General features: G+C 45.1%; 30 protein-coding genes. 9 read left to right on the top strand and 21 right to left on the bottom strand.

What is annotated here, in order from left to right:
- Positions 1-3 precede the first annotated feature (3 nt).
- Positions 4-291, top strand: a complete 288-nt coding sequence (locus ACI77B_RS08300; RefSeq protein ID WP_409337716.1) for a hypothetical protein — start codon at positions 4-6, stop codon at positions 289-291.
- Here the strand turns inward: ACI77B_RS08300 and ACI77B_RS08295 are convergent.
- The 8 genes from ACI77B_RS08295 to ACI77B_RS08260 form a co-directional block, all read right to left on the bottom strand.
- Positions 216-569, bottom strand: a complete 354-nt coding sequence (locus ACI77B_RS08295; protein WP_409336383.1) for an SIMPL domain-containing protein — start codon at positions 567-569, stop codon at positions 216-218. The genes ACI77B_RS08300 and ACI77B_RS08295 overlap by 76 nt on opposite strands.
- A 128-nt stretch (positions 570-697) precedes the next feature.
- On the bottom strand, positions 698-1,081 hold the full coding sequence (locus ACI77B_RS08290; protein ID WP_409336382.1) for a hypothetical protein: 384 nt from the start codon (positions 1,079-1,081) through the stop codon (positions 698-700).
- A gap of 519 nt (positions 1,082-1,600) precedes the next feature.
- Entirely contained in the window at positions 1,601-3,298 is a 1,698-nt protein-coding gene (locus ACI77B_RS08285) for a GNAT family N-acetyltransferase (protein ID WP_409336381.1), read from the bottom strand.
- Positions 3,299-3,351: 53 nt separating this feature from the next.
- Positions 3,352-3,981, bottom strand: a complete 630-nt coding sequence (locus ACI77B_RS08280) for an esterase (protein ID WP_409336380.1) — start codon at positions 3,979-3,981, stop codon at positions 3,352-3,354.
- A gap of 136 nt (positions 3,982-4,117) precedes the next feature.
- On the bottom strand, positions 4,118-5,080 hold the full coding sequence (locus tag ACI77B_RS08275) for a hypothetical protein (RefSeq protein ID WP_409336379.1): 963 nt from the start codon (positions 5,078-5,080) through the stop codon (positions 4,118-4,120).
- A 263-nt stretch (positions 5,081-5,343) separates the two neighbouring features.
- Complete coding sequence (locus tag ACI77B_RS08270; protein WP_409336378.1) at positions 5,344-5,877, bottom strand: GNAT family N-acetyltransferase; 534 nt, start codon at positions 5,875-5,877, stop codon at positions 5,344-5,346.
- 32 nt (positions 5,878-5,909) lie between these two features.
- A complete protein-coding gene (locus tag ACI77B_RS08265; RefSeq protein WP_409336377.1) occupies positions 5,910-6,464 on the bottom strand; it encodes a flavin reductase in 555 nt (184 codons plus the stop codon).
- 219 nt (positions 6,465-6,683) lie between these two features.
- Positions 6,684-7,106 (bottom strand): transposase, encoded by a 423-nt coding sequence (locus tag ACI77B_RS08260; RefSeq protein ID WP_409336376.1) that lies wholly within the window; start codon positions 7,104-7,106, stop codon positions 6,684-6,686.
- 207 nt (positions 7,107-7,313) lie between these two features.
- Between ACI77B_RS08260 and tnpA (ACI77B_RS08255) the strand changes: the two genes are divergently transcribed.
- From tnpA (ACI77B_RS08255) to ACI77B_RS08225, 7 genes are all read left to right on the top strand, one after another.
- Positions 7,314-7,688 (top strand): IS66 family insertion sequence element accessory protein TnpA, encoded by a 375-nt coding sequence (tnpA, locus tag ACI77B_RS08255; RefSeq protein ID WP_409336375.1) that lies wholly within the window; start codon positions 7,314-7,316, stop codon positions 7,686-7,688.
- Positions 7,678-7,872: an IS66 family insertion sequence element accessory protein TnpB gene (tnpB, locus tag ACI77B_RS08250; protein WP_409336374.1), complete on the top strand. Its 195-nt coding sequence runs from the start codon at positions 7,678-7,680 to the stop codon at positions 7,870-7,872. Before tnpA (ACI77B_RS08255) ends, tnpB (ACI77B_RS08250) begins: the two co-directional genes overlap by 11 nt.
- A 191-nt stretch (positions 7,873-8,063) precedes the next feature.
- Positions 8,064-8,336 (top strand): type II toxin-antitoxin system RelB/DinJ family antitoxin, encoded by a 273-nt coding sequence (locus tag ACI77B_RS08245; RefSeq protein WP_409336373.1) that lies wholly within the window; start codon positions 8,064-8,066, stop codon positions 8,334-8,336.
- The gene (locus tag ACI77B_RS08240; protein ID WP_227102574.1) at positions 8,333-8,614 is read left to right on the top strand and encodes a type II toxin-antitoxin system YafQ family toxin; all 282 of its coding nucleotides are present in this window, start codon (positions 8,333-8,335) and stop codon (positions 8,612-8,614) included. The genes ACI77B_RS08245 and ACI77B_RS08240 overlap by 4 nt, the downstream gene beginning before the upstream one ends.
- Positions 8,615-8,827: 213 nt before the next feature.
- Complete coding sequence (gene tnpA, locus ACI77B_RS08235) at positions 8,828-9,202, top strand: IS66 family insertion sequence element accessory protein TnpA (protein ID WP_409336372.1); 375 nt, start codon at positions 8,828-8,830, stop codon at positions 9,200-9,202.
- The gene (gene tnpB / locus ACI77B_RS08230; protein ID WP_409336371.1) at positions 9,192-10,166 is read left to right on the top strand and encodes an IS66 family insertion sequence element accessory protein TnpB; all 975 of its coding nucleotides are present in this window, start codon (positions 9,192-9,194) and stop codon (positions 10,164-10,166) included. Before tnpA (ACI77B_RS08235) ends, tnpB (ACI77B_RS08230) begins: the two co-directional genes overlap by 11 nt.
- 120 nt (positions 10,167-10,286) lie before the next feature.
- A complete protein-coding gene (locus tag ACI77B_RS08225; protein ID WP_409336370.1) occupies positions 10,287-10,421 on the top strand; it encodes an integrase in 135 nt (44 codons plus the stop codon).
- A gap of 56 nt (positions 10,422-10,477) precedes the next feature.
- Here ACI77B_RS08225 and ACI77B_RS08220 read toward each other — a convergent pair whose 3' ends face one another.
- From ACI77B_RS08220 to ACI77B_RS08205, 4 genes are all read right to left on the bottom strand, one after another.
- Positions 10,478-10,744 (bottom strand): hypothetical protein, encoded by a 267-nt coding sequence (locus ACI77B_RS08220; protein ID WP_409336369.1) that lies wholly within the window; start codon positions 10,742-10,744, stop codon positions 10,478-10,480.
- 645 nt (positions 10,745-11,389) lie between these two features.
- On the bottom strand, positions 11,390-12,334 hold the full coding sequence (locus ACI77B_RS08215) for a Fic family protein (RefSeq protein ID WP_409336368.1): 945 nt from the start codon (positions 12,332-12,334) through the stop codon (positions 11,390-11,392).
- A gap of 25 nt (positions 12,335-12,359) precedes the next feature.
- Positions 12,360-13,052 carry a hypothetical protein gene (locus tag ACI77B_RS08210; protein WP_409336367.1) on the bottom strand — a complete coding sequence of 231 codons (693 nt, stop codon included), beginning with the start codon at positions 13,050-13,052 and terminating at the stop codon, positions 12,360-12,362.
- A 16-nt stretch (positions 13,053-13,068) separates the two neighbouring features.
- Positions 13,069-14,061: an NAD-dependent protein deacetylase gene (locus ACI77B_RS08205; protein WP_409336366.1), complete on the bottom strand. Its 993-nt coding sequence runs from the start codon at positions 14,059-14,061 to the stop codon at positions 13,069-13,071.
- Positions 14,062-14,267: 206 nt separating this feature from the next.
- On the opposite strand from ACI77B_RS08205, the gene ACI77B_RS08200 reads away from it, so the two are divergent.
- On the top strand, positions 14,268-14,864 hold the full coding sequence (locus ACI77B_RS08200; protein ID WP_409336365.1) for a TetR/AcrR family transcriptional regulator: 597 nt from the start codon (positions 14,268-14,270) through the stop codon (positions 14,862-14,864).
- On the opposite strand, the gene ACI77B_RS08195 is transcribed toward ACI77B_RS08200, so the two are convergent.
- The 9 genes from ACI77B_RS08195 to ACI77B_RS08155 form a co-directional block, all read right to left on the bottom strand.
- Positions 14,865-15,221 carry a hypothetical protein gene (locus ACI77B_RS08195; protein WP_409336364.1) on the bottom strand — a complete coding sequence of 119 codons (357 nt, stop codon included), beginning with the start codon at positions 15,219-15,221 and terminating at the stop codon, positions 14,865-14,867.
- A 524-nt stretch (positions 15,222-15,745) separates the two neighbouring features.
- Positions 15,746-16,654 (bottom strand): radical SAM mobile pair protein B, encoded by a 909-nt coding sequence (locus ACI77B_RS08190; protein ID WP_409336363.1) that lies wholly within the window; start codon positions 16,652-16,654, stop codon positions 15,746-15,748.
- Complete coding sequence (locus ACI77B_RS08185; RefSeq protein ID WP_409336362.1) at positions 16,642-17,331, bottom strand: radical SAM mobile pair protein A; 690 nt, start codon at positions 17,329-17,331, stop codon at positions 16,642-16,644. The genes ACI77B_RS08190 and ACI77B_RS08185 overlap by 13 nt, the downstream gene beginning before the upstream one ends.
- A complete protein-coding gene (locus tag ACI77B_RS08180; protein WP_409336361.1) occupies positions 17,328-17,765 on the bottom strand; it encodes a radical SAM mobile pair system MarR family transcriptional regulator in 438 nt (145 codons plus the stop codon). Before ACI77B_RS08180 ends, ACI77B_RS08185 begins: the two co-directional genes overlap by 4 nt.
- A 568-nt stretch (positions 17,766-18,333) precedes the next feature.
- Positions 18,334-19,152, bottom strand: coding sequence for an ExeA family protein (locus ACI77B_RS08175; RefSeq protein ID WP_409336356.1), 819 nt, complete (start codon positions 19,150-19,152; stop codon positions 18,334-18,336).
- Positions 19,149-20,552: a DDE-type integrase/transposase/recombinase gene (locus ACI77B_RS08170; RefSeq protein WP_409336355.1), complete on the bottom strand. Its 1,404-nt coding sequence runs from the start codon at positions 20,550-20,552 to the stop codon at positions 19,149-19,151. The genes ACI77B_RS08175 and ACI77B_RS08170 overlap by 4 nt, the downstream gene beginning before the upstream one ends.
- On the bottom strand, positions 20,470-21,171 hold the full coding sequence (locus ACI77B_RS08165) for a DUF6431 domain-containing protein (RefSeq protein ID WP_409336360.1): 702 nt from the start codon (positions 21,169-21,171) through the stop codon (positions 20,470-20,472). Before ACI77B_RS08165 ends, ACI77B_RS08170 begins: the two co-directional genes overlap by 83 nt.
- Before the next feature lie 460 nt (positions 21,172-21,631).
- Entirely contained in the window at positions 21,632-22,390 is a 759-nt protein-coding gene (locus ACI77B_RS08160; RefSeq protein WP_409336359.1) for an ABC transporter ATP-binding protein, read from the bottom strand.
- 160 nt (positions 22,391-22,550) lie between these two features.
- A complete protein-coding gene (locus ACI77B_RS08155) occupies positions 22,551-24,512 on the bottom strand; it encodes a hypothetical protein (RefSeq protein ID WP_409336358.1) in 1,962 nt (653 codons plus the stop codon).
- Between the last annotated feature and the right edge of the window lie 153 nt (positions 24,513-24,665).

Raw genomic sequence — 24,665 nt, 5'->3', positions numbered from 1 at the left:
CCAATCACCCCAATCGTCCCTATTATACCTGCCCTGCTCACAGAGCAGGACACTACAACATCCTTTCCGGAAAAATCATGCGTTTTCAGGAACGCCCGCATCGGCGGCGGACTTTCCAGTGAACCGAAGCTCTCCAGGCCACTCCGCCTGTTCGTTCCTCCGGAACGCGCTGTTGATGTGGCTGCCGCAGTCGCATCGATTTTCCGCGACAAAGGCTACCGGGCAAGGAGAAAACACTGTCGCCTGAAATACCTGATCGAAGACAAGGGAAACTCCACCTTCATTTCATGATTATACTGATAGACCGCAAACTGACGCTCATAGGAACCCAGCACCTGAACCTGTTCATACTTAGTATCCAGATAGAAATACGGGGTTTTTAAATCCGTTCCTTTAAATCCCAACTGCATAAGAAGTTCCCGCTGCTTCGCTGTATCCTGCACGCTGTGACGAAGTGTCTCCTGATACTCAGGATAAGTTTCTTCCATGTTAAGGGTGAGCCTGATCGCATCCGGCGTTACCCTGCTCTTTCCTTTACCGGTAACTTTGATCGTTCTCATCGCACTCATAATCATCATCCTCCTAACTCCTCAATTCTTTTGGATGATGAAAGTATAGCCGAAAATAAAAAGAGAGTGGTCGCTTGTCAAACGACAAATCCCACTCTGCAATATCCCGTACATTATCCTAATACCGGCTAGCCATATTTAAACAGTACAGCATTGATTTCAAAGATATCGTACATCCTGTTTGTGATAAAGAATTGAATAATCAGGTCGAACGCATTACTCGGTGAAAACGCAAGCCCGGCCCGGGACAGCAGATCCGCGGTTTCCGGCATATCCAGCTCAAGCGCAACAGCCAGGGCAACTGCTGTCTTCTTCTTAGGTTGGTAATCCCGATTGCAGCGAATCTTGGAAAACACCTTGCGGTCAATATTTGCCCTCTTATACACGGTCACCTCGTCCATCCCGCTGGCATCAATCAACTGAAACAGCTTCTGCTGGAATGTATCTCCGGCGCCGTAGATCACTTCATCTCTGATTTCCCGGATATCCTTTTTTACAATTTGAAAAGGCATGAACTTCTCTCTCAGTAAAAAATCACACAATTTCCAGACGATCCGGCTCCATGTGGCATTTCAGGCATACTACTTTCACACCCTCCTGTTCAGCCTCTTTCAAAACTTTACCGAACTCCGGAGTGTTAGGCCTTCTTTCTCGCCGCAAAATTACCGGATAATATATGCATTCACAATCTGTCCGATATACATGGTGTGTGCGTCACGATTTGCCATCGACTCAGAGCCGTCAACGTCCTGCGGATACATCGTTTCCCGGATATTTTCCGGCAATTTGGAGGAAAGTGCAAAGAATTCCAATACATGGTTTTTACAGGCAACATGCAACGTTACAAATGAATATGGTACCGAGCTGGACGGGTATCGTGAAGCAAAAGTAACTGGAAACAAAGACAATCCGAAAGTAAAAGATTTTAAAGTTTACAAGCTCCACTGATATTTCGGATATGATGTACAAACCTCGTCGCATGGAAGTATATTTTCCATGCGACGATTCTACGATTCATCAAAATCACTATTCTATATCCCGCTTAACTCATCCCACAGAGCCGTTCTCCTCGGATACGTCTGACGGTACTTTTCTGCAAGCCGTTCTGCAGCAGCTTCTCCATCCGGATACCCTTTTATCTTCCGTAATACATTCGCTACATGGCGGTACCCTTTTCTATCTCTTGCCCGATCCATCAGTTCATCAGCATTTCTAATCAGGATCGGCATGCACCGCTCCGGATAATGCTTCTTCAGGATTTTCTCATATCCATCCAGTCTTCCGTCTTTCTCAGCCTCAGCCATCATCAAATCGTACCGTTTTTCCCGCTCAAACAGCGGCATGGCACGATAATATCCGGAAACGACAGGAACGACATTTTGCTCAAATTCTTCCTTCCACTCTGCATCAGAAAACAGGGCGCGGTATTCCTGATAAAGATCTTCATCGTCTGGTAAATCATAAAACATCTGTTTAAGCAGTGCGTTATATTTTTCTTTCTGTCCGGTCGTCTTGTAAAGACTTTTTAATTTCTGTTCATACCGCATGTAGTAATAACTTATGCCGTGTGTATTCTTCTTTTCTCCTGCTATTTTCTGAAGCAGAGCAATTTCTCTTTCCGCTTCACCGCGTTCTTCGTAGATGCGAAGGAGTCTTTCCCTGGTATCGTGTGTATTAATGGTTTCCGCATATCGTTCCACATCTTCAATGTCAGCGCCTTCATCCGATAAGATCTGCAGCAGATAAAGCCTGAGCTCTGAAATCACTATACTCTTCCAATCGTCGCTTTTATCCGATTGTGTTTCCTTCATAACCTTATCTTCCAGGAACTTTCTTTTAATCTTCAGGAGTTCCGGTGTCCGAAAATGCGTGTCCATGAAATCATAAAGATAATCCTCCATGTAGTCAATGACCGTTCCGTCTGTACTCTTCATGAAAAACTCCAGTGCCTGCTTCTGTTCTTTCTCATCCTTCAGGCGACTGACCGCGTCATCCCAGGCACCCGTGACCTCATCCATGACAATCACAGTATCGCCGTCATCATCCATATCGCTAGTGCCCCATTTCAGAAAAATCTCACTCACTACAGTAAACAGAGCCCATCGGTCTTCCGGTGCAGACAGTTCTTTTCTGGCATCATTAAGCAGGTCGAGAACATCACATGTTAAATCTTCCATGTGTTTCCAGTCAACAAATCCCCGTACATCTGCCCAGCTGAAAATTTCCTCGATTCGTGATTCATACAGTTTGTCTTTTACACTGTCAAAAATAAAGGAATGATCTCGCTGTTCTCCATCTTCCAGGAACAATTCCATCCCGACATGCGGTATCCCATCTTCCAGGAACTCATCCGAGCAGACGCTGAATCCTTCCCGTTTATAAAAGCCGGCTGCGTAAGTCTGAGCATCCAGATAGATTTTCTCCGGATTAAAAGCAGTCTTAATCTGCGCGATTCCCTCATGCAGAAGTTTTCCCCCGAGTCCGTTCCCGTGATGAAGGGTCAGAACTCTTCCTACCTGAACCACATGATCTTCTTTAGGAAATGCCCGGAGATATGCGATGACTTTTCCGTCGTATTCATAGAAAATATGAAGACTGCTGTAGTCCTTTTCATCGATATCCTGATACGCACAATTCTGTTCAACAACAAAAATCTCTGCTCGAGCTTTTAATATTTCATACAGTTCTTTTGTAGTTAACTCGTAAAAATACTTTGTTATCAGCTGCATGGTACTTTTCCCTTCTTGATATACATTAGCCTTGAAGAAAGGGTTTTTGTTGCTCACGCTTTCTGCTTCATCACCCAGGAAAACGCCTTTGCTATTCGCAAATCGGCATCTTTGAAGTGATTGCCCTCATTCCACTCCAGGATGCAGTTTATATTCTGTTTTTTCAACAGCTCATACGCTTCCCGGATCCGGTCGCCGACTGTTGCCATAACCGGATTTCTGGCTTTTTCTTCCTTATCGCCAAGACTCAGGTATACATTCTCACTTTTCATTTTCTGTTCGTTCAGATAATCCGTAAACCCAGGGAACCAGACGGACGGAGAGGCTGCGGCAGCTCCTTGAAAGACATCTTTTTGACATGCTGCCCACAGCGCAAACAATCCCGCCAGGGAATAGCCACCGATGTAATAGGTCTTGGATTTGTCTTCACAGAACGTCATGACCTTGGTCAGGGTATCTTTTGCCCCGCCCCCAAAGCCCTGTTTTCCGAAAACAGCTGGCGCCTCCCACGGTGACAGGTTGTTATTCCAGTCATCGACTCTGCAGGCGATCAGCCTGAAGTCAGCACCGGTATAGTCCCGGATCAGTTTTCCCTCATTTTCGATTGTCTCAAGGTCGTGGTCGTCCACCATCTGAATAAGAACAACCTCTGCGTCCTTATTCCCATACTCAAATATGTCCATTGCATTCCTTCCATCTTACTCTGCGGTGCTTAATCAAGGTCATTATAACCCATGTCTTCAGAATTCACTGCACTCGCGTTCTACTTAAAATTAAAGGTATGTATTCCCGGGTATACAGCTGATCTGCGAGCGCGAATTACCTCCCGTGCTTTCCTCTGTATACTCTTCCTCGGAATGGCTCCTCACTGCGGGAACTTCCTCCGTAAGAGTTGCTGTCACTGGACCTGTCTCTAAACGTACTGCCGCCGGAGAATCCGCTGCCAGATGAGTGACTTCCGCTTGATGTCCCTTCTGACCCGTCCTTCTTCCAGAAATTGCTGCTGATCTTATATGCGACAGACATGACGATCAAAAGATACAGCTGCGCGATGAACAAGTTGAAAACGACGCCGTTCGGTGTCATCAGGTAGCCGATCGAAAAACCGACAAACACCATAACAGCTGTGCTTGCCAGCGCCATGGCCAGAAGCGGAAGACAGTTGATCAGATTGTGGAAATTCTTTTTCATTGCGCTGATCGTTGTGTCAAACCCCACAAAACGACCGATCATCAGCAGAATGAAGTACTGAATGATGGAATCGTAATTGTCGTTCTTGTAGCCGAATTTAATGTAGGCAAAAATAATCAGCATATACAGAATTCCAGTCATGTGCAGTGCTTCACGCTCGCCCGGACGCAGTGTTTCCAGCGGGATCAGCGCATGATCCAGCCACGCGTTCAACAGCACCGCAATGATGATCATCAGCAGCAGAACATATGAACTGTACTTTGCCCACACCTGTCCGCCGACGCCAAAATACGTCATCAGAAAATACAGCGAGGTGAAGAGCAGAAAGACCATGCCGGAGACTGTCAATTCGTAGTAACGTTCCACCAGACTCCTGACCTCATACCGCTGAAATTCCGCTTCCGACATCACCGTCAGGTTCCAGTCATCACCGGCAGAAATCGTTCGCCTTTTTCCGGCTGCAGTCAGAATGATCACGATAGGCGCCACAACCGCAGCCGCAACCGCCAGCATGATCACAATCCCCTTCAGATCCAGATAATGCGGCAGAAACTGCGCCAGACTTGTAACGGTTCTTACTGAATTGTTCATATCCATTTTCTCTATATTATCCTTTCCCGGCAGACAAAATGCTGCCTGTCAAGACGATAATATAACATGCCATTATGATGCTCATGTGTTGAACCGAAATACGGAATTCTCTGTTCTGCAAATCCTTTTTTCAATAAGGCGCGTCCAATATTCAAACCTTTGTATCATGTTTCAGGATATAATGCAGATGCTTTATCATTTCCTCCGACAACACCTCTTCCGCGTGGTCGATCACATAGTCAATCGCCTGGAACTGGAATTCGTCAATTCAACGTGTAATGGTAAATCAGCTTATCATGCAGTTTTCCGTCAATTTCCAGGCCATTCTTTTCAATGGCAATTTGCTTCATTCCTGCCTTTTGCATAGCCCGCTTTGAACCAATGTTATCCGCTGCGCACCATGCAGTGATTGTCTCGATTCCTTCATGTTCAGTCAAATATTTCAATACACCGATTAGGGATTCTGTTGCAAATCCATTCCCCCATGAGGCGGCTTCTATGCTCATTCCAATTTCTATCTGGCTTTTCTTCGCATCAAAATCATAAGCACCGATTGTACCAATGAGATGTCCCTGGTATTCAATAGCCCACCCGAAAAAATCTGCTCTTTTATAACTGTCTATATATTGCTGTACGGTATGCTTCGCCATGTCATATGTGGCATATGGATTCCAACCGGAGTATTTGTACATTTGCGGATCGCATCCGAACTTTTCAAACAAAACCCGGGAGTCCTCCATTATATATCTGCGCATCACTAACCGTTCCGTGGTAAATTCTGTTGTTCCTGTCATCATTTCTCCTTACCGAAATCTGGTTTAGTTTCTCTTTATTTCAAATCTCCTTTACTGTCAACTATCTCTCCAATGATTTCATAATGAGGCTCCCACGTATCCGTCGTTCCATCCGGTGTTACATTAGGGTACGCCTCGAAGTTTGTTTCATAATAGTCCTTGACTTTCTCATTCATTGAATCCTTGCAAAACTGATGAAGATAAAGCTTATGGCAAAGGAATGTCATTTTTGCCTCCTCATAGGTCACCCCACTGCCAATTGCGACAGGCGTAAGCCCGGCTTTTTCTGCCTTTTTTTCATCACGGCCGGAATGTGAGCCCATGTATGCAAGTGCCTTTTTATACTGCGGATCATAGAAACTTACAGTAAACGTATCATGCACTTTCATAAAATCGCTGGTATAACGTGCGGGATGGATATAGACGGTGACGATCGGCATACTCTTGCCAGAACTTCCCCATATGGATCCCATGCTGCCCCATCCCACAGTACAGGTGTTGTAGTCCTGCATATTTCCTGCTGTGACAAGCGCCCAGTCTTTCTTGAACATTTCAAAAACTTTATACGATTCTTCTTCAAACGGTTTCATCCCGCACCTCCATTTTCAAATACTTCCGTCGTATTCATTTCTTCCGCTGCTATTTGTTTATTTATTTTACCATATATATACCCCATATGAACTCAACACAGCGGCCGGAAAGATTTGTTGACTGGCTCTTGACAGGAACGATATTTTTGTTACGATCCATCCGAATGCCGGTTGTTTATCCGGCACCATTTCAGATTCATTGTTCCCCGCAGATCATCATCAACGAATAAGAACCCCACCCTTCCACGACGCTGAAGCGTCGGGTGGGTGCCCGGGAACCTTGTTGTCGTCTAACGGCCAGACAATAAAAAGCAGGTGCCCCATCTGGAGTACCTGCTTGGTTCTATGATTCTTATTTCTCCATAATAATGATTGTCTTCCCTTTAGACTTCCCTGACGAACCTTTGGAACCATCAGATAAATCGTTCCCAGCCGGGTATCCAGGCGTCTGGGGCGGTAACCGGATCGATACCCCGATCTCCCATCGGAGCGTTCGCTCTTGTCAGCATTCAGCTTCAACGAAATCTCTGCCTCCACCATCTGTTCGCAGAGCCCTTGCAACATGCTGAGCATGGGATCCGGCTGATTCATAAAACTGAATAGTAAAACGGAAAGATTTGTGTTATTCTGTTTCTGAGCCATTGAGAGTTCTCCTTTGTAGTTGTTTGGTCACAAATCATTCTACATGAGCCTCGATGGCTTTTCCATTGCCTATTCAGCTTTTGCGAACATATTGTACTCTATCTCGAGGATCAGTAAGCGGCAAATAGCACGTGTCTACCACTGAAAACCAGAAGCTTGTAAAATGATGTCAACAAAATGTTACAAGAATTTACAAGGTGGTGTGAAATGGACGTTTCCGAAAAACTGAGATTACAGCAGTGGGCATCCGACATGGCGGATTTCCAGAACAGCCGGCTTTCCAGAAAACAGTGGTGTGAGGTTGATGATATCAAGATCAATACGTTCGGTTACCGCTGCACCCGTGTACGGCATGCGGTAAAGGAATATGAGCGGCAGAAGGAAGAACAGTCGAGATTTGTGATGATTCCTGCTTCTTCCGAATCAGCAGAAATCAATGTTCAGGAAGAACCTGAAGAAACCTCTTCCAAGTCAGAACCCCGTATTGTTGTTTACTTCGATCAGGCAACTCTCGAACTTCCCTATGATGCTCCAGAAAATCAGATCCGGACAATCCTGGAGGTGCTGAGTCATGCTGAATGATCTGAAGACTGATGGGATGACCGTATATATCGCGTGCGAGTATACGGATCTGAGGTATGGCGTAGACAGTCTCGCCGGGATCATCCAGTCTGAAGCCGAGATGAATCCGTTCACGGAAAATACGCTGTTTCTCTTCGTTTCTGCTTCGCTGCGTACAGCTATGCATCTCCGTCCGAGACCTTGACATTCTCACGATCGGTATGGTGAATGACATGTACGCAGAAAGCAGCAATGGTGAGTACAAAGGCTATGCGCAGATCGCTATGCAGATGGATTTTGATGGACTTTAGTAGAAATTATGCGTCTTATATAATGACATTATGTTGACATTAGACGCGTATTTGAATATACTATACTTGAATGGAGGTGTTCTGTATGGCAACAACTAATTTAAATATTCGTACAGACAAGGCAATCAAGGACCAAGCGGAGAAAATCTTCAATGAGCTTGGTCTGAATATGACAACTGCTGTAAATATGTTCCTGAGAACCGCTATCCGTGAGCACGGTATTCCTTTTGAATTAAAACTGGAAGTACCGAATGATACTACAGCCGCTGCCATTGAGGAAGGCAGAAAAATGATGAAAGATCCTTCTGCTCCGCGTTATTCCAGTATGGATGCGCTCAAGGCAGCTCTCGACGTATGAAATATGACATTCAGTTTACCAATCAGTTTAAAAAGGACTTGAAGCTTGCCAAAAAGCAAAATAAAAATCTTGATAAGCTGTTTGAGGTAATCGATATTCTGGCGAATGGCGGTACGCTGGAAGCAAAATACAGAGACCATGATCTTACAGGCAACTATAAGGGCACGCGTGAGTGCCACATTGAACCAGACTGGTTGCTCATTTATGAGATTCAGAACAACGTTTTAGTACTCATGCTTTACAGGCTTGGTACGCACTCAGAACTATTCAAAAAATAGATTTAATAACAGAATAGCAATTCAGAAAGCATCTATCAGAAATGGTAGTGCTTTTCTTATGCCCAAATTCATGAAAGGAGGAGCCTATGGCAGGAAGTAGAATCAACAGAGCAGGCTTGCTCATGGGAAGTAAACGGTAAATAGCACGTACCTACCACTACACTCTAAATTCTTGTAAAATATGGTCAACAAGAATTTACAAGGTGGTGTGAAATGGACGTTTCCGAAAAACTGAGATTACAGCAGTGGGCATCCGACATGGCGGATTTCCAGAACAGCCGGCTTACCAGAAAACAGTGGTGTGAGGTTCATGATATCAAGATCAATACGTTCGGTTACCGCTGCACCCGTGTACGGCATGCGGTAAAGGAATATGAGCGGCAGAAGGAAGAACAGTCGAGATTTGTGATGATTCCTGCTTCTTCCGAATCAGCAGAAATCAATGTTCAGGAAGAACCTGAAGAAACCTCTTCCAAGTCAGAACCCCGTATTGTTGTTTACTTCGATCAGGCAACTCTCGAACTTCCCTATGATGCTCCAGAAAATCAGATCCGGACAATCCTGGAGGTGCTGAGTCATGCTGAATGATCTGAAGACTGATGGGATGACCGTATATATCGCGTGCGAGTATACGGATCTGAGGTATGGCGTAGACAGTCTCGCCGGCATCATTCAGTCTGAAGCCGAGATGAATCCGTTCACGGAAAATACGCTATTTCTCTTCTGCGGCAGACGTCTGGACCGAATCAAGGGTCTGCTCTGGGAAGGAGACGGATTTCTCCTCCTGTACAAACGCTTGGAAGATGAAAACGGAAACCTTGTCATTGATCCTAAGCAGGCCGAGGTGGTGCGTCGGATCTACCGGGAGTATCTCGAAGGCTACTCCATGAAAAGCATCTCGCTGCATCTGGAGCAGGACGGCATTCTCACTGGAGCAGGCAATACCAAATGGTACGATTCCACGATCAACAAGATTCTAAGAAACGAAAAGTATATGGGAGACGCCCTTCTTCAGAAAACCGTCACCACAGACTTTCTAACCAAGAAGCGAGTCAAGAACAACGGTGTTCTTCCTCAGTACTACGTTGAGGACGACCACGAAGCGATTATTCCTAAAGAGCTTTTCATGCAGGTTCAGAAGGAGCTCGTCCGAAGGCGAAACGTCCATCGCTCCCCTTCCGGCAAGAAGCGGGTCTACTCCGGAAACAACTGCTTCTCCCAGATCATCGTCTGCGGAGAATGCGGCGATCTCTACCGAAGAGTCCACTGGTACATCCACGGCAAAACCTCCATCGTCTGGCGCTGCATCAGCCGGCTTGATCCATCTTCGGTAGTCAAAGTCTGCACAAACCGCACCATCAAGGAAGAATGGCTGAAGGACATCACCGTAAGAGCCTTCAATCAGATCCTTACCGGAAAAGACGAATTCCTGCATCAGCTTCAGGAAAACCTGGCGAAAGCCATCCGGGAATCCGATCCATCCGACGCGGAAAGCATCCAGGCCAGACTCGATGAACTGCAGAAAGAGCTCATCAGGAAAGCAAACAGTTAAGAAGACTACGACACCATCGCCGATGAGATTTTCCGTCTGCGGGAAGAAAAGGAAAAGGCCGATGCTTCAGCCAGAAGCCAGGAAGACCTGCAGAAAAGAATCACCGAGCTGCAAGACTTCTTGAAGAGCCAGCAGACCGACATCACCGAGTTCGACGAGCGCATGGTACGAAAGCTCATCCGGCAGATCATTATCTACCAGGATAGAGCCATGATCGAGTTCAAGTCCGGTCTGCAGATCACGGTCAACGAATAAAAGAGCAGGTGCCCCATCTGGAGTACCTGCTCTCTTTTGTAGACAAACTGGAATTATTAGGCTCCAACCCCCATTATAAGCATTACAGCAAATATCAGTATCATAAAACCTGATATTATTGCTCCTATTATCAGCGCAGTTTTCCTCATGAAAGACTTCTCTCTTCTTAAACTGTAAACAGAAAGTACAAGCCCTATAACTGATAAGACGACAACAAGCACCAGTATCCCCAGTGAATTTGTTGGTGTGAACCATTCAAATATCAGAAACCCACATACTATGCCTGCTATAAAAAGTGCAGCGATGCTTGATTTGTTTTTCATATGTACCTCTCCACAAATTCTGATTTGTCTCCCCAACATCCATCCCCTACCCTACATCTAATCACGAGTTGCAACCTGCCCGATTATTTAATCGCGACACACAACCCTGTAAAAACGCCCTGGACAACTTCCCTATGTGCCGTTTTCTGACCAGATTTCGGGTGCTCTAAATTATCTTCGAAAGCGAGAAAACCGCTGTTTATCAGCGGTTTTCGGGCTCGTCTTATTTTTTTTCGACATCAACGCTACCGTCTCGACGTGCGCTCGCGAAAAGCACCTGAATGTCTGGTTCCTGGACACATTTCCGTTCGTTTGCGGAAACATGTCCAAGTGCTATTTCTACCTATAATACAGCGGGCAGGAGGGAGGCCATCGTCTCGACCCTTCCGTAATCGCGAGTGCATGGGGATTTCCACCATCTCAACCCTTATACGGTTTAAAACGATATTTTCCTTTTCCGAGTCCTGTGACTGGTTCGATGAATCCCTTACCTCAATCTCTGTGGATTCTTCTGTACGAAAAGAGTAAATGAATGATACGCAGCGGTCATCCATTTTCAAAAACCTGTAATCAGCCGGAAAATGTATCATTTCCGGCTGTTCCATGATAAGAGACCCTTCTGTCATTTCGCACTCTCCTGAATGATCATGCTCCTGTCAGTTTCATCAGATCTTCAATAAATACATTCAGCCAGAACAGAATCAGTTCTTCATATCTGCCATCTTCTTCAACCTGAGAAAAGGAACGATAATACCGGGCTTCTCTTTTCCGCAGAATCTCACTGAATGTGAGAATGGGAGCCGGAATGATCCCTTTGTCAACCAGATACAGCTGCACAAACAGCCGCCCGACTCTTCCATTCCCGTCAAGAAACGGATGGATCATCTCAAACTGGTAGTGGATCAATGCCGCACGGATGAGCGGATCTGCCCCATCCTCTTCATGCATATATTCTTCCAGTCTGTACAGGCTTCTTTTCATATCTTCCGGAACCGGCGGTACATAAGCCGCTGTATTTAATGTAGTTCCTCTCGGCCCCATCCAGTTCGGCGACCGGCGGAATTCTCCAGGCATATTGTCATAATTATGAGAAGCATGGAGCGCATAATCATGTATCTCAGAAATGAATCGGAGAGAAAGCGGAAGTTCCTTCATGCGTTCCATCGCGTACGAAACGGATTCCCTCAGCCATTCCAGATCCTTCACGTCCTTCGGCGAAAGGACCGATTCTTTTGCATTTCTCATAAATACACCGGGATCCCCCATTAAGTCGAGCTTCAGAAGCGCTCCAGAGTGTATGCCGCCTGCCATTGGCTCTGCCTCTTTCCCTGTGTCTATGGAAAGACGGACGGATGCCTCTGTCTCCATGGAGGCGGCATCCGTCCATTGCGCTTTCCGTTCCTCTTCACTTAATTGATTCCATTTTTCTGTATATCTTCCCAGAAGCAGATACGCCTTTCCGAGAAGCCTTACCATTTCATCTGTATATTGTATCCGAATATCCTGCAGGTCCGCCGGGACAAAAGAAGAAAATGCCAATTGCCCCGAAAGATTCTCCCTGATTTTTCCGGATCGTCCATTTGATTTCATAGTCTGTAACCTCATGTTCAGGCTCTCATTCATTCAAAAGATTCCTTAAGTTTTCTCCGATATCACCTGTCAGGGCTACTGTCCTGTCTGCCAGCGCATCCGGAACGTTGATTTCTCCCGGCATATTCATCGTAATGAACTTCCAGGAAGGATATTCCGCTGCCATTCCCATCGTCGGGGCTTTGATCAGCTGGTTCCGGCTCCCAATGCCAAGCTCAAAGAGCAGAGCATTCTGCCCGGAATACTCCTGAAGGAATGCGTAAAATCTCTGCCGCTGGCCGTTCCACTCCTCAGACCCCTCCGTAAGGCCTTCGAAGTTACCTTCCACTTCGAAGATTCTGTCCCGGTCAAAACCATTCATCTGAAAATGCGCGTCGCCGTTACTGGTCACGATAAAATATGGTTTATTCCTGACAATTGAAAGCAGGTTTTTTATTACCTCACTGCCATGGTAGTCGTCAATTAAATACTGATGAACCGTCTGCATATATTCCTCATGATCGGCCGCCGTCATCGGCGTGAACACACCGCGGATCAGGCAGTCTGCGCCGTACTTCTGACGGAACTTCCCAAAGTACCTTCTGAACGACCCATTATCCGCAAAAATATGATACCCCTCCGCGATGGAAAGCCCGTTGCTCGCCGTAATCAGAATGGCGTCCGTGTTTTTCAGCCAGTCTTTTGCCTCTTTATAATCGTTTACTTTATATTCCATCATTTTTCACCCTCTACGATCATACAGCTGTGACTTTCTTCTCCATTTCACTTCTTACAGCCTCCAGCACTTTCCCAATATCGGCCTGGATAGCCAGTCCCCTGTCTTCAATTGCCTCCGGCAGGAACGCATAATCCTTGTTCACAGAAATATACGTCGTCTGTGGCAAACTGTTCACCAGTGCCCAGAACGGCTCCTGGATGAACATCGGTGTGAGTCTTCCGACGCCGAGTTCCAGGAAAAGAATCTTCTCGTCCTTATGCGCGAGAATGTAATCTGATATCTTCTGATATTCCTCTTCGTATTTCTTACCGGTCAGGAAATTTCCATAACCCCGGACCCACGGAAACGCCTCAGCGCCGCAGTGCGGGCAGCGCGGGATCAGTTCCTTCGGCACTTCCGTGCCCTCACCCATGGCATCGATCATCTCCTGCACCGGTTTCACGGCATCCCATACCTCATCCGTGCAGCACCTGGAGCACTGGAAGAAGCGATGGTCGCCCTGAATCTGGGCGACTTTCGACTCCGGATACAGCTTTACGAACTGCGTGTCCTGATTTGTGGTCAGTACAAAGAATTCTTTATCCGCGAGGACCGCATCCAAATCCAGGTACGGCTTCCGAACCTCCGCATGCTGGGTGGTATGCAGGAATGTTGCCATATACCCCCAGAACTCCTCACGGGAATCCCAGTGGGCAAACGTACCGGCAAAAGCACCTTTGAATCCGTATTTCTCCGCATACTTTCCGAAATATTTCCGGTAGGAGGCGTTGTCTTCATAATAGAAATCCCCGCCGCCTGCCGCGGAAAGGCCGGATGCTCCTCCAACGATCACGCAGTCCGCGTCCTTCACTTTCTGAACAAAATCCTGAATCTGCTCTTCATAAGGGAGCGGCTCTTTCTTTATCAGCGGAACCACAGTCCCGCCGGATGCATATACGTTGTAATATCTGGAATAATTGCTCATCTGTACTTCATTTACAATCTGCTCATAAAAGGTCATGATTTTCATTCCTCTCTCATTTTTGATTCTGCGATACAAGGTTCGCAACAGTTTATTGACGCCCTGTCTATAAACTAATATACTTAAATTTGGAAAAATGAGAAGAACACATTCTCTCAAAAGAATAACTCCCGTACAGAATCGCAAAACTGTACAGGAGTATCTCATGATCGGGAATATTCGATTGCAGATATCAGAGAAAGATGGTGAATAAAATGAAGTCACCAAATCAGAAAAAGACTGACCGAAGAACGTTATACACACAGATGGTCATCAAAGACGCGCTTCTAGAACTGAATAAAGAGACCGCCTATGACAAGATCAATGTCACCATGGTCTGCAGGCAGGCTGAGATTGCCCGTTCTACCTTTTACCTGCATTTTGACAACCTGGATGAAGTACTGGACAGTGTCATCGATGACGCCCTCCTCTTTTCAGAGAGCGGCTCCGAAACGGTTGTTGATGTACTCGATATTATCCGCAGCGGCAGGTCAGATGTGCTCCGTGAGAACGAAACCGTCCTGCCCGCCTGCCAGCGGATCGCTGATTCTGATAAATATCATCACTTGTTTATGGACGTATCTGTCAGCGACCATATCATCCAGAGGATTGCCGCTCATGAGCATGACAAAGTTGTCCCGGATCTTATGGCGCATACCGGCCTCGCCACAGATGAAGCCGAGATACTTTTTAAGTTCATCCTTAACGGATCTTTCGCTGTAAACAGGAGCCTTAGCTGGGAGAAAAATGAACGATGGTACAGGTACCAGCAGATCCTTGGCAGATTTATTAATGCCGGGATAGAGAGATAATCACATCGCCACTTCTGTCACCATCCCGGTCTTCATGGTGAACCGCATCATCTCTGGGAAGACCTCAATCTTTTCGATGAAGTCCCGGACGAGCTTGTCATCATAAGCCAAGGCATCACCCTTACTGGCCTCCAGCTCCTTGCGCAGGGCCGCGATGCACTCCTCGTTACGGGTGAAGAGCGCCTGCTCCTCTGTTAGCTTTACTTTCTGCTCCCGGAGCTCCTGGATCTCATCCACCAGGCTGTTGTACTGATCGTTATCCTTCGCCTTTTCGACCACCAGCGCCTGCAGGTCGGTAAGCTTCTGGTCGATGGCTTCGATCTGCTTCATAAACCCAATACATTCTCCTTGCCCCACTTTTATTGTTTTCCAGATAGGACTGCCAGACCTTCATTCCGTAGCGTCTTGATAAAGTCCTCTATTTCATGAGATCTAAGACTGGGATACATAGGATCCTCTGACAATTTCTTTAATACATTACCCCATTTCTTATACAGCTCCTATCCTTCCTTTTCTATTCCCGCTCATATTGCGTTCCCACAGTCTCAACTTCCGAAAAAAAGCCTTCCAATAGTCTCGCCCCCCCAAAATAGCAAAACCACAGTCTCGCCAGAGCAATATCCTCATTTTCCCGGACAGAAAAAGCGGCACCGTCCTCTCCTCTCGAGAAGACGGATGCCGCAGAAATGGCTTAAACACGGGCTTTTACAGCCCTCCTTCAATTTGTTCTTGTTAGCAGAGCCACGGTCTCCTCGCGCGTTGAGATGTCTGAACTGCTCTCTTTTTACCTCATCGGTTTGTGGAAACATGTCCAGTGCCTCATCGGTTTGCGGGAACTTATCAATAGTTACCGCCTCTGCTTTGCATCAGCAAACAGGAAGTTAGCGATTTCTTTTTCCGGTATTCTCTGTCCCACGGATTTCTTCATGATAGAAATAATCTACGATCACCGGATGCCCCTGTGGGACTCTGCCATAAGGCATTTCATTATCTACAAAGGCACAATCATACTTCTTAGCCATTTTCTCAGCTTTTACTTCAAGTGCTTCAAAGTAGCTGCGTTTATGCTTGTTATAGATCTCATCGTAAAGCGGTACAAGGTCAGGATATTTTCCGGCGATATAATCCATAATCGTCTTCTTGAAGCCGCCCCGAAGATTGAGGTTTTCGAGCCAGAACAGATCACACTGATCCTTTACCCGCTCAAAAATTGCTTCAAAATCCGTGATACCGGGGAATACCGGGGATACGAAACAGACTGTACGGATACCTGCTTCATATACCTGCTTCATAGCAGAGATACGGCGCTCAATGCTCGAAGCAGAGTCCATATCGTTCTTGAAATTTTCATCTAGTGTGTTGATCGACCATGAAACGGTTACACGTCCAAGCTTCTTCAGCAGATCAATATCCCGTACCACAAGATCCGACTTTGTGCAGATCAGAATATCTGCGTCACTGCCGATCAGCTGCTCCAGAAGTTTTCTGGTATTCCCGTATTGCTCCTCCTGTGGATTGTAGCCATCTGTCACAGAACCGATGACCACCCGCTGTCCGGCATATTTCTTCGGATTTTTGATTTCCGGCCAATGCTTCACATCAAGGAAAGTGCCCCATTCCTCCTTGTGCCCGGTAAAGCGCTTCATAAAAGAAGCATAGCAATACTTGCAGGCATGTGTACAGCCCACATAGGGATTGACCGAGTAACCGCCTACCGGCAGACTAGACTTAGTCATGATGTTCTTTGTTTCCACCTCACGAATGAGGATTCCATTTATTACTTCTTCCATGATTTCTGTACCTCTAACACTTTATTAAATTCTTCCGGCATTTCCTGAATCATATTTTCATCCCCTATGATAGGGACAAGATCTTCCTTCATAAACACCGGAATGCCGAGCTTATGTGCCTGGTCCGCCAGAGACCATGCCCATTCCGGCTTCGTATAAATCTTCCTGCTCTGAGCTCCGGTCATGGTGCCCACAACGATCCAATTGATTCTGGAAAGGTCAACTGTGCCGGGATCGTCGAATAACGGCTCAAAGGTAACATGGTAATGTTTTGCTCTGACGTTTTTCCGAAGTGCATCGATACGCCACAGTTCTGCTTTCCTCGTCACCGTAACGCCAAACCATGCGTTTTCCAGATCGGTATCAAAATCCAGAAATTCAGGTCGCTTGGTAAGGAACAGGAACTGATGTTGTGGATTTTCACGGATCTTTGCAAACACCTCGTCTCTCCATTCCGGCTTCCATCCAGAGAGATCGCTCATGCCGGTGAGAAGAAAGTTCTGCGGACGTTTCTTTTCCATCATCCTGAGCTTGCCTGGAAAGAACTCAGGATCAGAGAAGTCATCAATCATATGCCAGCGTTTCACATTGTTGCGGGCATAGCAATATGTACACCCCACTTTGCAGCCAATGACGATATTCATGTTCTGAATCTGATCTTTGATACAAATACTCATGACTTCTGCCACTCCTCAAGATTCTTTCTGATGCGGTCGAGGTATTCCTCAAACTGGGTAATTTCTTCCTCAGAAAAACCTTTGTAGTAAATACTGCCCATCTCATCAGATACAGAATCGTACTCGCCCTTTAAGGCACGTGCTTTCTCAGTCAGAAACAGGAGTGTTTTTCTTTTGTCCGTTTCAGATTGAACACGGCTTATCAGCCCTTGATTTTCCATTCTTTCCAGCATCGTAGTAAGAGATGTTATCGCTAATCCGCATTTAGTCGAGAGTGACCTGATTGAGATACCATCCTCCTGCCACAGCACATAAAGAATACGTCCCTGGGCTCCATTAAACGCATCAATATTCTTTTCACTGAGAATCTTCTCGAAAATCCGGTCTCCAAGTTGTTTTATTTTGGTGACAAGAAATCCTCCATTCATGTCCATACAAAAGCTCCTATATAGTAATTTATTAAAACATACTATATAGGAGCTTTATTGTCAACAATTTATATGTCTTAATAGGTAAATTCCGATTTCACGGCCAGTTCGACCGCGCTGTTTTCTTCCTCGGCAGACTCTCCTCTGCCTCCCTTTTCACATAGGTCAATCCTGATTTATATCTTGGAATACGTATCTTGTCTTCTTCCAAGTGGCTTTGAAATCAGTAGTAATGGTATCCATTTCACACCACCTTGTAAATTCTTGTAACATTTTGTTGACATCATTTTACAAGCTTCTGGTTTTCAGTGGTAGACACGTGCTATTTGCCGCTTACACAACTTCACAGTTCATTGGAGAATGAAATCTCTCTATCATATACCTGAATTTCGCAAACTGTCTCGAACGCTCAGAAAATGGAAACAGCCAATTGTTGCAAGTTTTAACACCTATGAAGTGTTTCTGATTAGCTTCTAAGTCCAGGAACTGCCCTTTCTGAATGTCCACATCCTGCTTCTTCGCCTGTCCAATTCACCGTCTCAAAAGGCCGCCGATTGGATGGCGGCCTTCGTCTCTACATTACGATGATGTTCTCATGTTCGCTGACGTATTTCACCATATGATCGTCAATCAGCCGTTTCCTCTGCTGATAGGCGTACATCAGGCTTTTTTCGCAGAATCGGTTGATCATACGCGGTATTCCGCAGGATTGTTTGTAGATTTCCTCCACAGCTCCATCAGTGAATATCTCCTGTCTGCATTCCGCGTAACTGAGGTGTGCGCGTATATATTTTTCTGTCTCCGCCCGGTCCAGATGATGCAGAACACAGCTGATATCAATGCGCTGACGAATCGCTGCATACGCAGGCTTACGGAGTTTCTGATCCCATAATTCACTCTGTCCGGATAAAATCAGCGCCAGAGGACTTTCCGAATCAAAGCGGTAATTTAGGAGAAACCGGAATTCTTCAATGGTTTCTTTTCCAAGAAGGTGCGCTTCATCCAGAATACAGACCAGCTTTTTATGCTGAACGCCGCGGATAATTTCAATTTCCTTCAGCAGCATTCTTTTGGCATCTCCCCGGTAGAATCCCGCTTCCAGTCCCAGCTGATCCAGAAGCCCTTTGTAAAACCACCGCGGAGTAAGTTTGGAATCCGAAAGATACAGAAGAATATACCGGTCCTTCGGCAGTGTCATCGCAAACCGCCTGATTAATGTGGATTTTCCACAACCTGGATCAGAGGTAAGAACCGCGAACAGCTGCTTTTCTGCTGCGTACCTCAGCCTGCCGAGTGCTTCATCCAGCTTCGGGGACTGGTAGAGCTGTTCTACAGGGACGTTACGGACAAACGGTGTATGCGTCATTTCAAAGAATTCTTCATACATGATCATTCACCATCCTTTCCGTAATCTGCAAAGGAAATGGCGTCGGTTTTCTTTTCGACAGTCTGCTTCCGTTTCTTCCGCAGAACCTTAAGAAAACGTGAAGCTTCCGGCTCTTCAGGAAGAAGGGCGGCAGGAACCGGTTCCGATGAGTCGCAGTAGGAACCGATCTGAATCGGTTTTGCCTGGATCGGATCCATGTTTCTGCTGTAGACGGTAATCTGATCCCGGCTGACAGGATCATAACCGATTTCTACTTCCGCACCGATCAGAGATGTGCTGACCTCGTAGGTGATCCCGTGGAATTTCAGGCATCCTGCCGAATCAACACGCCGCTTTTCACGATGCTGGAACGCTTCTCCAATGACCGATGCATCAAGGAAGGTCAGACGCCTCTGGTCCCGATGCCACTCCACTTCCGGACTAATTCCAAGAAGAGATACCGGAATTCCCTGACTTTCATAGTATTCCCGGATACCGTCATGCGGCCGTTTCTGGTAATATTCTTCCAGATAGGCAGTCCAGGCCGCGTTCAGTTTTTCCAGAGTCTTTATCTGATCGGCTTTTGCTTCTGCAAGAAAGTCGTCTGTGACCTGATGGAACTTCTCGATCTTTCCTTTGGATTTCCCTGAATACGGCGGTGCATACCGGACCCGGATATCCAGCCGCTGAAGTGCACGGACAAGTTGTTTGGAGCGGTACTGGGCTCCATTATCGATATATACGCTGTCAAAGCGTCCATGCTTGAGAATGGCCTGACGGAAGGTATCTTCCACAATCTGCGCGCCCTCATTGTCGTAAAACTGCGAGTGCAGGATGTAGCGGGAATGGTCATCCAGTACAGAGGAAAGATAGGTCTTTTTCTTCTGTCCGTTTTTTCCAATTGGAAGATAGATGCCTTCTTTGATATCCGCCTGCACAAGCATCATCCGGTTCGGCTTACAGAAGCGCTTGGAGGAAGTTTTCCTGCTTTCCATGTATCTCTGCATCTGACGCCGCCCAAATCCCGCATCGTAAAGGTGCCTCTGAAGCGTTGAACGTTTTAATTTCCCAGGTTCTGCTTTTCCTTCCCCTTCCAGGATAAAGATAATCTGCTCAACACTGCGTCTTGGAACTTCCCGTTTCAGCTGGATTGCTTCCTGCAGCAGCTCATCAAAATTCTCCGGGAGTTTCCTGCTCCTATGATTATCTCTGCTTCTGGGCTTCAGGCCGTTAAATCCTTCTTTCCGGTAGGCCTGTTCATATCTGCGGATGGTCCGCTCACTGCAGTGTGCCTGCCTGGCAATTCTATGCCTTATCTGCACCCGCATGGACCGGTCCATGCTTTCAACCAGAAGAGGGGCTATGAGCATCAGGCGCTCCTGTGCCTGCTCTTCCTTCCAATCGTGAACTTCTTTTTTTCGATTCATTGTTCTTCACCTCCTGCCTCAAGAGTACAGCAGATGAAGAAAGGACACCGGACAAGTCAGGTGCACATTTTGGACCCTCTGGCTGCAGCATCATTTTTCCTGCAGCATTAATCATGATCCGGTTCAATTTAGCCAGCCACTGCTGGCCTTCCTGACGAAGCCCGTCGAAAAGAGAAACAGAAGAATACAGCAGCTGCTCAGGATGCGGCAGGATGGATGATACGGCTGCTTTCAGAAGTCCGTTAATCTGGCTGTGGTTCTCTCGGATCCAGGAGATCCAGCGTTTCATGGTACGTTCACAGGGTGCTGCGCAGGTTGTGCTGTCATTGATCGTAGAAATGCCATCGACAACATTTTCAATGATTTCCGTTTTGAACTGCTTATACGGAGTAACACAGTCCGGAAGTTCAACATGCAGATGTCTGCAGCTGACGCACTTCAGACGCCGGACCATCAGAAAATCAACCTCTTCCGAATATCCGCGCATGATTCTGCGCCGCCGGTCGCGGTAGACCAGTTCGCCTCCGCAGAAAGGGCAGATTGATTTTTCCAGAGAGATGACGGTGAATGTGGAATTATTCTGGTTGCGGCGGAGCCGATAGTTTGATACAATAATCATGGTTTGAGGAGATCTCAGAGAGAAACGATGGGTTTAGAATGACTCTCTGGGGTCTTTTCTTTTTTGAAAAATGAAGTTCAGGTTTCTATGGACATTGTATCGGGCAGTTCCTGGACATGCAAGCAAATCAGATCATGGACGTTTTAATAGAGGCGAAACAGTGAAGGTCGAAGGATATCGAATGGGCCTGTCGAATCAGTGAATAGGCAGGATAAAACGCATTAAACAAAACACTAGCGGTTATGGTAATTTTAAACGATTCCGTCTTCGAGTACTTTATTCATTAAATGACGGACCATCCGTTGTATTTTAATTAAAACTGATGAATAAATGCGAAGTATGCATAGCAGAAACGGATTTCAAAACTAAAGACCTAGTTCTGGAATCTGTTCTGTAATTTTGGTCAGTACCCCCGTCAAAGTTACGCGTTACGAAACGTTCAACTCCTATGAAACCCTATTTATAATAGTGACATATGCTCGATAATTTGTTTATAAAAGATATTTCGATCATCCGTTTTCTGTAAGTGATAGATAACCTTCCCATCTTTTAGAAACAAGATTCGATCCGTATAACTTGCCATTTTCGGATCATGGGTAACCATAATCACAGTCTGTCCGTATTCCTGATTCATTTTTGATAAAAGTCGAATGACCATTGCCCCGGACTTCGAATCCAGATTACCTGTAGGTTCATCTGCAAGGATAACTTCCGGATCATTGGATAGTGCCCTGCATATTGCTGCACGCTGCTTTTGTCCGCCTGACAGTTCATAAGGAAAAAATTCCAGAAGCGATTCAATCATAAGCATTTTCGCTAATGCTTCTATTTTAGCCGAAATCTCAGCAGGGGATTTTTTGTCGAAAATCATCGGAAGACTGACATTTTCACGTATCGTTAAACTTGGCATCAATTCATAATCCTGAAAAATAAATCCTATATTTCGGCGTCTCAATTCTGTACGTTTGCTGCTATGAAAGCACCTGGCAGATTCTCCGTTAAAAATCATTTTTCCTTCATAATCTCTGTCTAAAAGTCCCAATATGTTCAACAGCGTCGTCTTTCCACATCCCGATCTACCCATAATACAGACAAATTCCCCTTGTTCAACTGAAAATGATGCTCCTGTAAGGGCCTGAACATCCTCACCACTTGAATTTCCGGACCATTGATGATAAGTTTTCACAAGATTTTTCACTTCGTATACTAGATTTGACACTACAATTCCTCCCTATTCTTTCAGACTAACATTTACCTCAACGACATTATTCGCTCTTCATCGGGTGGACACGGATGACGATTGAATTGTCCGTGCCTAGTTGGTCTCCTTTAAACATATATAAAACTGGCATATTATTATATTTACTTCAACACTTAAACTAACTATGCATTTTAATCGACCGTTCAATTCTGCGCCTCAACATTAAGACCACCAAGAAATGAATGCATATGTACAGAATAATAAAAATTATCCACCATACAATAATGTTCTGGTAATCAAGGATATTGGGAATCTTACTTGCACAGAACAGATACGGAATCATAATAAGCATACCCAAAATCACTCCAATTAAGGCTGGCGCTCCAATTTCCCAAAACAGATCCTTTCGATTGATACAATCATCTAATCCTAATGACTTAAAGAACCTGTATCTGTGTTCAATGCGCTCTTTTTCTATTTCGAACTTAAGAACTAATATAAATAATGAACAAAAGAGGAACACGACTGTAATTATCATCGATATTACGAACGTCTGAGTATACATCATCGAAATAAGGCGCCGCGCTTCAATTGTAATATAATAATTGTTCTCCTGAAATGTGTCCGGATCTTCTTCAGTTTGTATTTTATCGTTACGATTTATATATGATTCCAATGCGTGACAGGCTTGTTCACCTTTTTCAGGAAAATTAAACCCCAAAAAATACGTAGGTTCCTGATCCATCTTAAGAAGTATTTTTCGTACTTCACGGAATTGACGATCAGATAGAAAGGCCACTGACTCACTAAAATACAATCCTAACGGAGAATATTTACCTAATACGTTCCCTGTGATTACTTTAACTGAAGATATCGGCAGATATGATTCCTGAAATCGAGAACCTGATCTGCCCGCATGAAGATTTTTCGCAAGCATACCATAAGTACTCTTTTCGAGCTCTTTGGTATCTTGCTTCCCCCACTTTTCAATCACAACTACTGCTTCTCTGTATCTCAATTTTAATTGTTTCCCAGTCAGTATCTTATACGCAGAATCTGGCAATCCAATGCATTCCTCCCCGTTACCCACAGTAAGTCTCACCATCGGAAAAGTTTCGTTTATTCCTTCGTATTTTTCAGCCAGCTTTATAATAGGCTGAATATGCTTATCGGTTGTCATATAAACCATATCGTATCGATATCGAATATCTTCTGACGCATCCGTTCTATATAAAGCAATGGATGGTATAGCGGTTGAAAAAACAGAAAACGTAATAATACAAAGAACACCGATTAATACCAAGTTGTGATTAAAATTCTGATTAATGCTATCTGCAATAAGAAGCTGAACACATTTTTTTGTATCTTTGTTTCTACACAAAAATAATCCATAGTTAATAAACGCCCAGCCAGCGAGCAACGTCCCCGCTATCATCAATATCTGAGAAAACTGCTGTATATATATATACCGGGTCAGAAAATATTCGATGCATCCAAATAGTACAAACGAAACTCCGATAATCCCTAATAATATAAGATTTCGATTATTCAAATATATTGGAATGAGCATTTTCGATCGAATCAGTGCATTCAGAGGTTTTGCATCCATCCAGATAAACGCAGCGGTCAAAGAGATAATTAATACAATACATTCTGTAAAGAATAATTTTTTTATCACCCACATATTAGCCCCTTGACATGCCTGAATGTACACATTCCATACATGCGCGGACTTAATAATCAATCCTCCAGCAATCCCTACCACAAAACCAATGCAAGTGGAAATCAGGCAGCCTGTCAGGGATTCCAGCATGAGATATAAATACGCCTGATTTTGTGACATTCCAAAAATCAGAAAACTAATATACTCCGGTACTCTCATCAGTATATATGATTGTATACAATAAAACAGAAATGTCACAAAAACCACCGTCATGAGCAGTTGACTCTGCTCGCTCTGTGCAGAAATAACGGAACGAATCATAGATGAATACCCATTGGTGCCTACTGACTCACGGACAGCATAAATAATACTGTAATATAAATAAAATAGCGCGATAATCAAAGCATTTCCGGCAAAATATGCAATATTTTTAATATGATTCCTATTATATAATTCCAGCATTAATTTTAGTAACATTCAATCACCTTATTAAATTTTATATTTAGTCGGTTAGTCGGTAAATTCACGTGTGTCTAAATTGATATATATTTTCAAAAACCTCTCTGTTGTAATCGTATTGTAACAGAGAAGTAAAATACAACATAATACTCTGTATCTATTATGAATGAT

The sequence above is a fragment of the Eubacterium sp. F2 genome, assembly GCF_046244355.1.
In the GTDB taxonomy this organism is placed as follows: domain Bacteria; phylum Bacillota; class Clostridia; order Peptostreptococcales; family Anaerovoracaceae; genus Aminicella.
Note: the sequence above shows the minus strand (reverse complement) of the source record. Positions and strands in the feature narration are given on the sequence as shown.

What these genes read in the sequence shown, in the direction of transcription:
- ACI77B_RS08240 (WP_227102574.1), top strand. Translation starts at nt 8,333, where the DNA reads ATGAAATATGACATTCAGTTTACCAATCAGTTTAAAAAGGACTTGAAG.
- ACI77B_RS08170 (WP_409336355.1), bottom strand. Translation starts at nt 20,552, where the DNA reads ATGAATCGAAAAAAAGAAGTTCACGATTGGAAGGAAGAGCAGGCACAG.
- ACI77B_RS08210 (WP_409336367.1), bottom strand. Translation starts at nt 13,052, where the DNA reads ATGATGGAATATAAAGTAAACGATTATAAAGAGGCAAAAGACTGGCTG.
- ACI77B_RS08175 (WP_409336356.1), bottom strand. Translation starts at nt 19,152, where the DNA reads ATGATCATGTATGAAGAATTCTTTGAAATGACGCATACACCGTTTGTC.
- ACI77B_RS08220 (WP_409336369.1), bottom strand. Translation starts at nt 10,744, where the DNA reads ATGAAAAACAAATCAAGCATCGCTGCACTTTTTATAGCAGGCATAGTA.
- ACI77B_RS08245 (WP_409336373.1), top strand. Translation starts at nt 8,064, where the DNA reads ATGGCAACAACTAATTTAAATATTCGTACAGACAAGGCAATCAAGGAC.
- ACI77B_RS08185 (WP_409336362.1), bottom strand. Translation starts at nt 17,331, where the DNA reads ATGAGTATTTGTATCAAAGATCAGATTCAGAACATGAATATCGTCATT.
- tnpB (WP_409336371.1), top strand. Translation starts at nt 9,192, where the DNA reads ATGCTGAATGATCTGAAGACTGATGGGATGACCGTATATATCGCGTGC.
- ACI77B_RS08270 (WP_409336378.1), bottom strand. Translation starts at nt 5,877, where the DNA reads ATGATGACAGGAACAACAGAATTTACCACGGAACGGTTAGTGATGCGC.
- tnpA (WP_409336375.1), top strand. Translation starts at nt 7,314, where the DNA reads ATGGACGTTTCCGAAAAACTGAGATTACAGCAGTGGGCATCCGACATG.
- ACI77B_RS08190 (WP_409336363.1), bottom strand. Translation starts at nt 16,654, where the DNA reads ATGGAAGAAGTAATAAATGGAATCCTCATTCGTGAGGTGGAAACAAAG.
- tnpB (WP_409336374.1), top strand. Translation starts at nt 7,678, where the DNA reads ATGCTGAATGATCTGAAGACTGATGGGATGACCGTATATATCGCGTGC.
- ACI77B_RS08275 (WP_409336379.1), bottom strand. Translation starts at nt 5,080, where the DNA reads ATGAACAATTCAGTAAGAACCGTTACAAGTCTGGCGCAGTTTCTGCCG.
- ACI77B_RS08205 (WP_409336366.1), bottom strand. Translation starts at nt 14,061, where the DNA reads ATGAAAATCATGACCTTTTATGAGCAGATTGTAAATGAAGTACAGATG.
- ACI77B_RS08285 (WP_409336381.1), bottom strand. Translation starts at nt 3,298, where the DNA reads ATGCAGCTGATAACAAAGTATTTTTACGAGTTAACTACAAAAGAACTG.
- ACI77B_RS08200 (WP_409336365.1), top strand. Translation starts at nt 14,268, where the DNA reads ATGAAGTCACCAAATCAGAAAAAGACTGACCGAAGAACGTTATACACA.
- ACI77B_RS08155 (WP_409336358.1), bottom strand. Translation starts at nt 24,512, where the DNA reads ATGTTACTAAAATTAATGCTGGAATTATATAATAGGAATCATATTAAA.
- tnpA (WP_409336372.1), top strand. Translation starts at nt 8,828, where the DNA reads ATGGACGTTTCCGAAAAACTGAGATTACAGCAGTGGGCATCCGACATG.
- ACI77B_RS08260 (WP_409336376.1), bottom strand. Translation starts at nt 7,106, where the DNA reads ATGGCTCAGAAACAGAATAACACAAATCTTTCCGTTTTACTATTCAGT.
- ACI77B_RS08180 (WP_409336361.1), bottom strand. Translation starts at nt 17,765, where the DNA reads ATGGACATGAATGGAGGATTTCTTGTCACCAAAATAAAACAACTTGGA.
- ACI77B_RS08165 (WP_409336360.1), bottom strand. Translation starts at nt 21,171, where the DNA reads ATGATTATTGTATCAAACTATCGGCTCCGCCGCAACCAGAATAATTCC.
- ACI77B_RS08295 (WP_409336383.1), bottom strand. Translation starts at nt 569, where the DNA reads ATGAGTGCGATGAGAACGATCAAAGTTACCGGTAAAGGAAAGAGCAGG.
- ACI77B_RS08280 (WP_409336380.1), bottom strand. Translation starts at nt 3,981, where the DNA reads ATGGACATATTTGAGTATGGGAATAAGGACGCAGAGGTTGTTCTTATT.
- ACI77B_RS08215 (WP_409336368.1), bottom strand. Translation starts at nt 12,334, where the DNA reads ATGAAATCAAATGGACGATCCGGAAAAATCAGGGAGAATCTTTCGGGG.
- ACI77B_RS08290 (WP_409336382.1), bottom strand. Translation starts at nt 1,081, where the DNA reads ATGCCTTTTCAAATTGTAAAAAAGGATATCCGGGAAATCAGAGATGAA.
- ACI77B_RS08265 (WP_409336377.1), bottom strand. Translation starts at nt 6,464, where the DNA reads ATGAAACCGTTTGAAGAAGAATCGTATAAAGTTTTTGAAATGTTCAAG.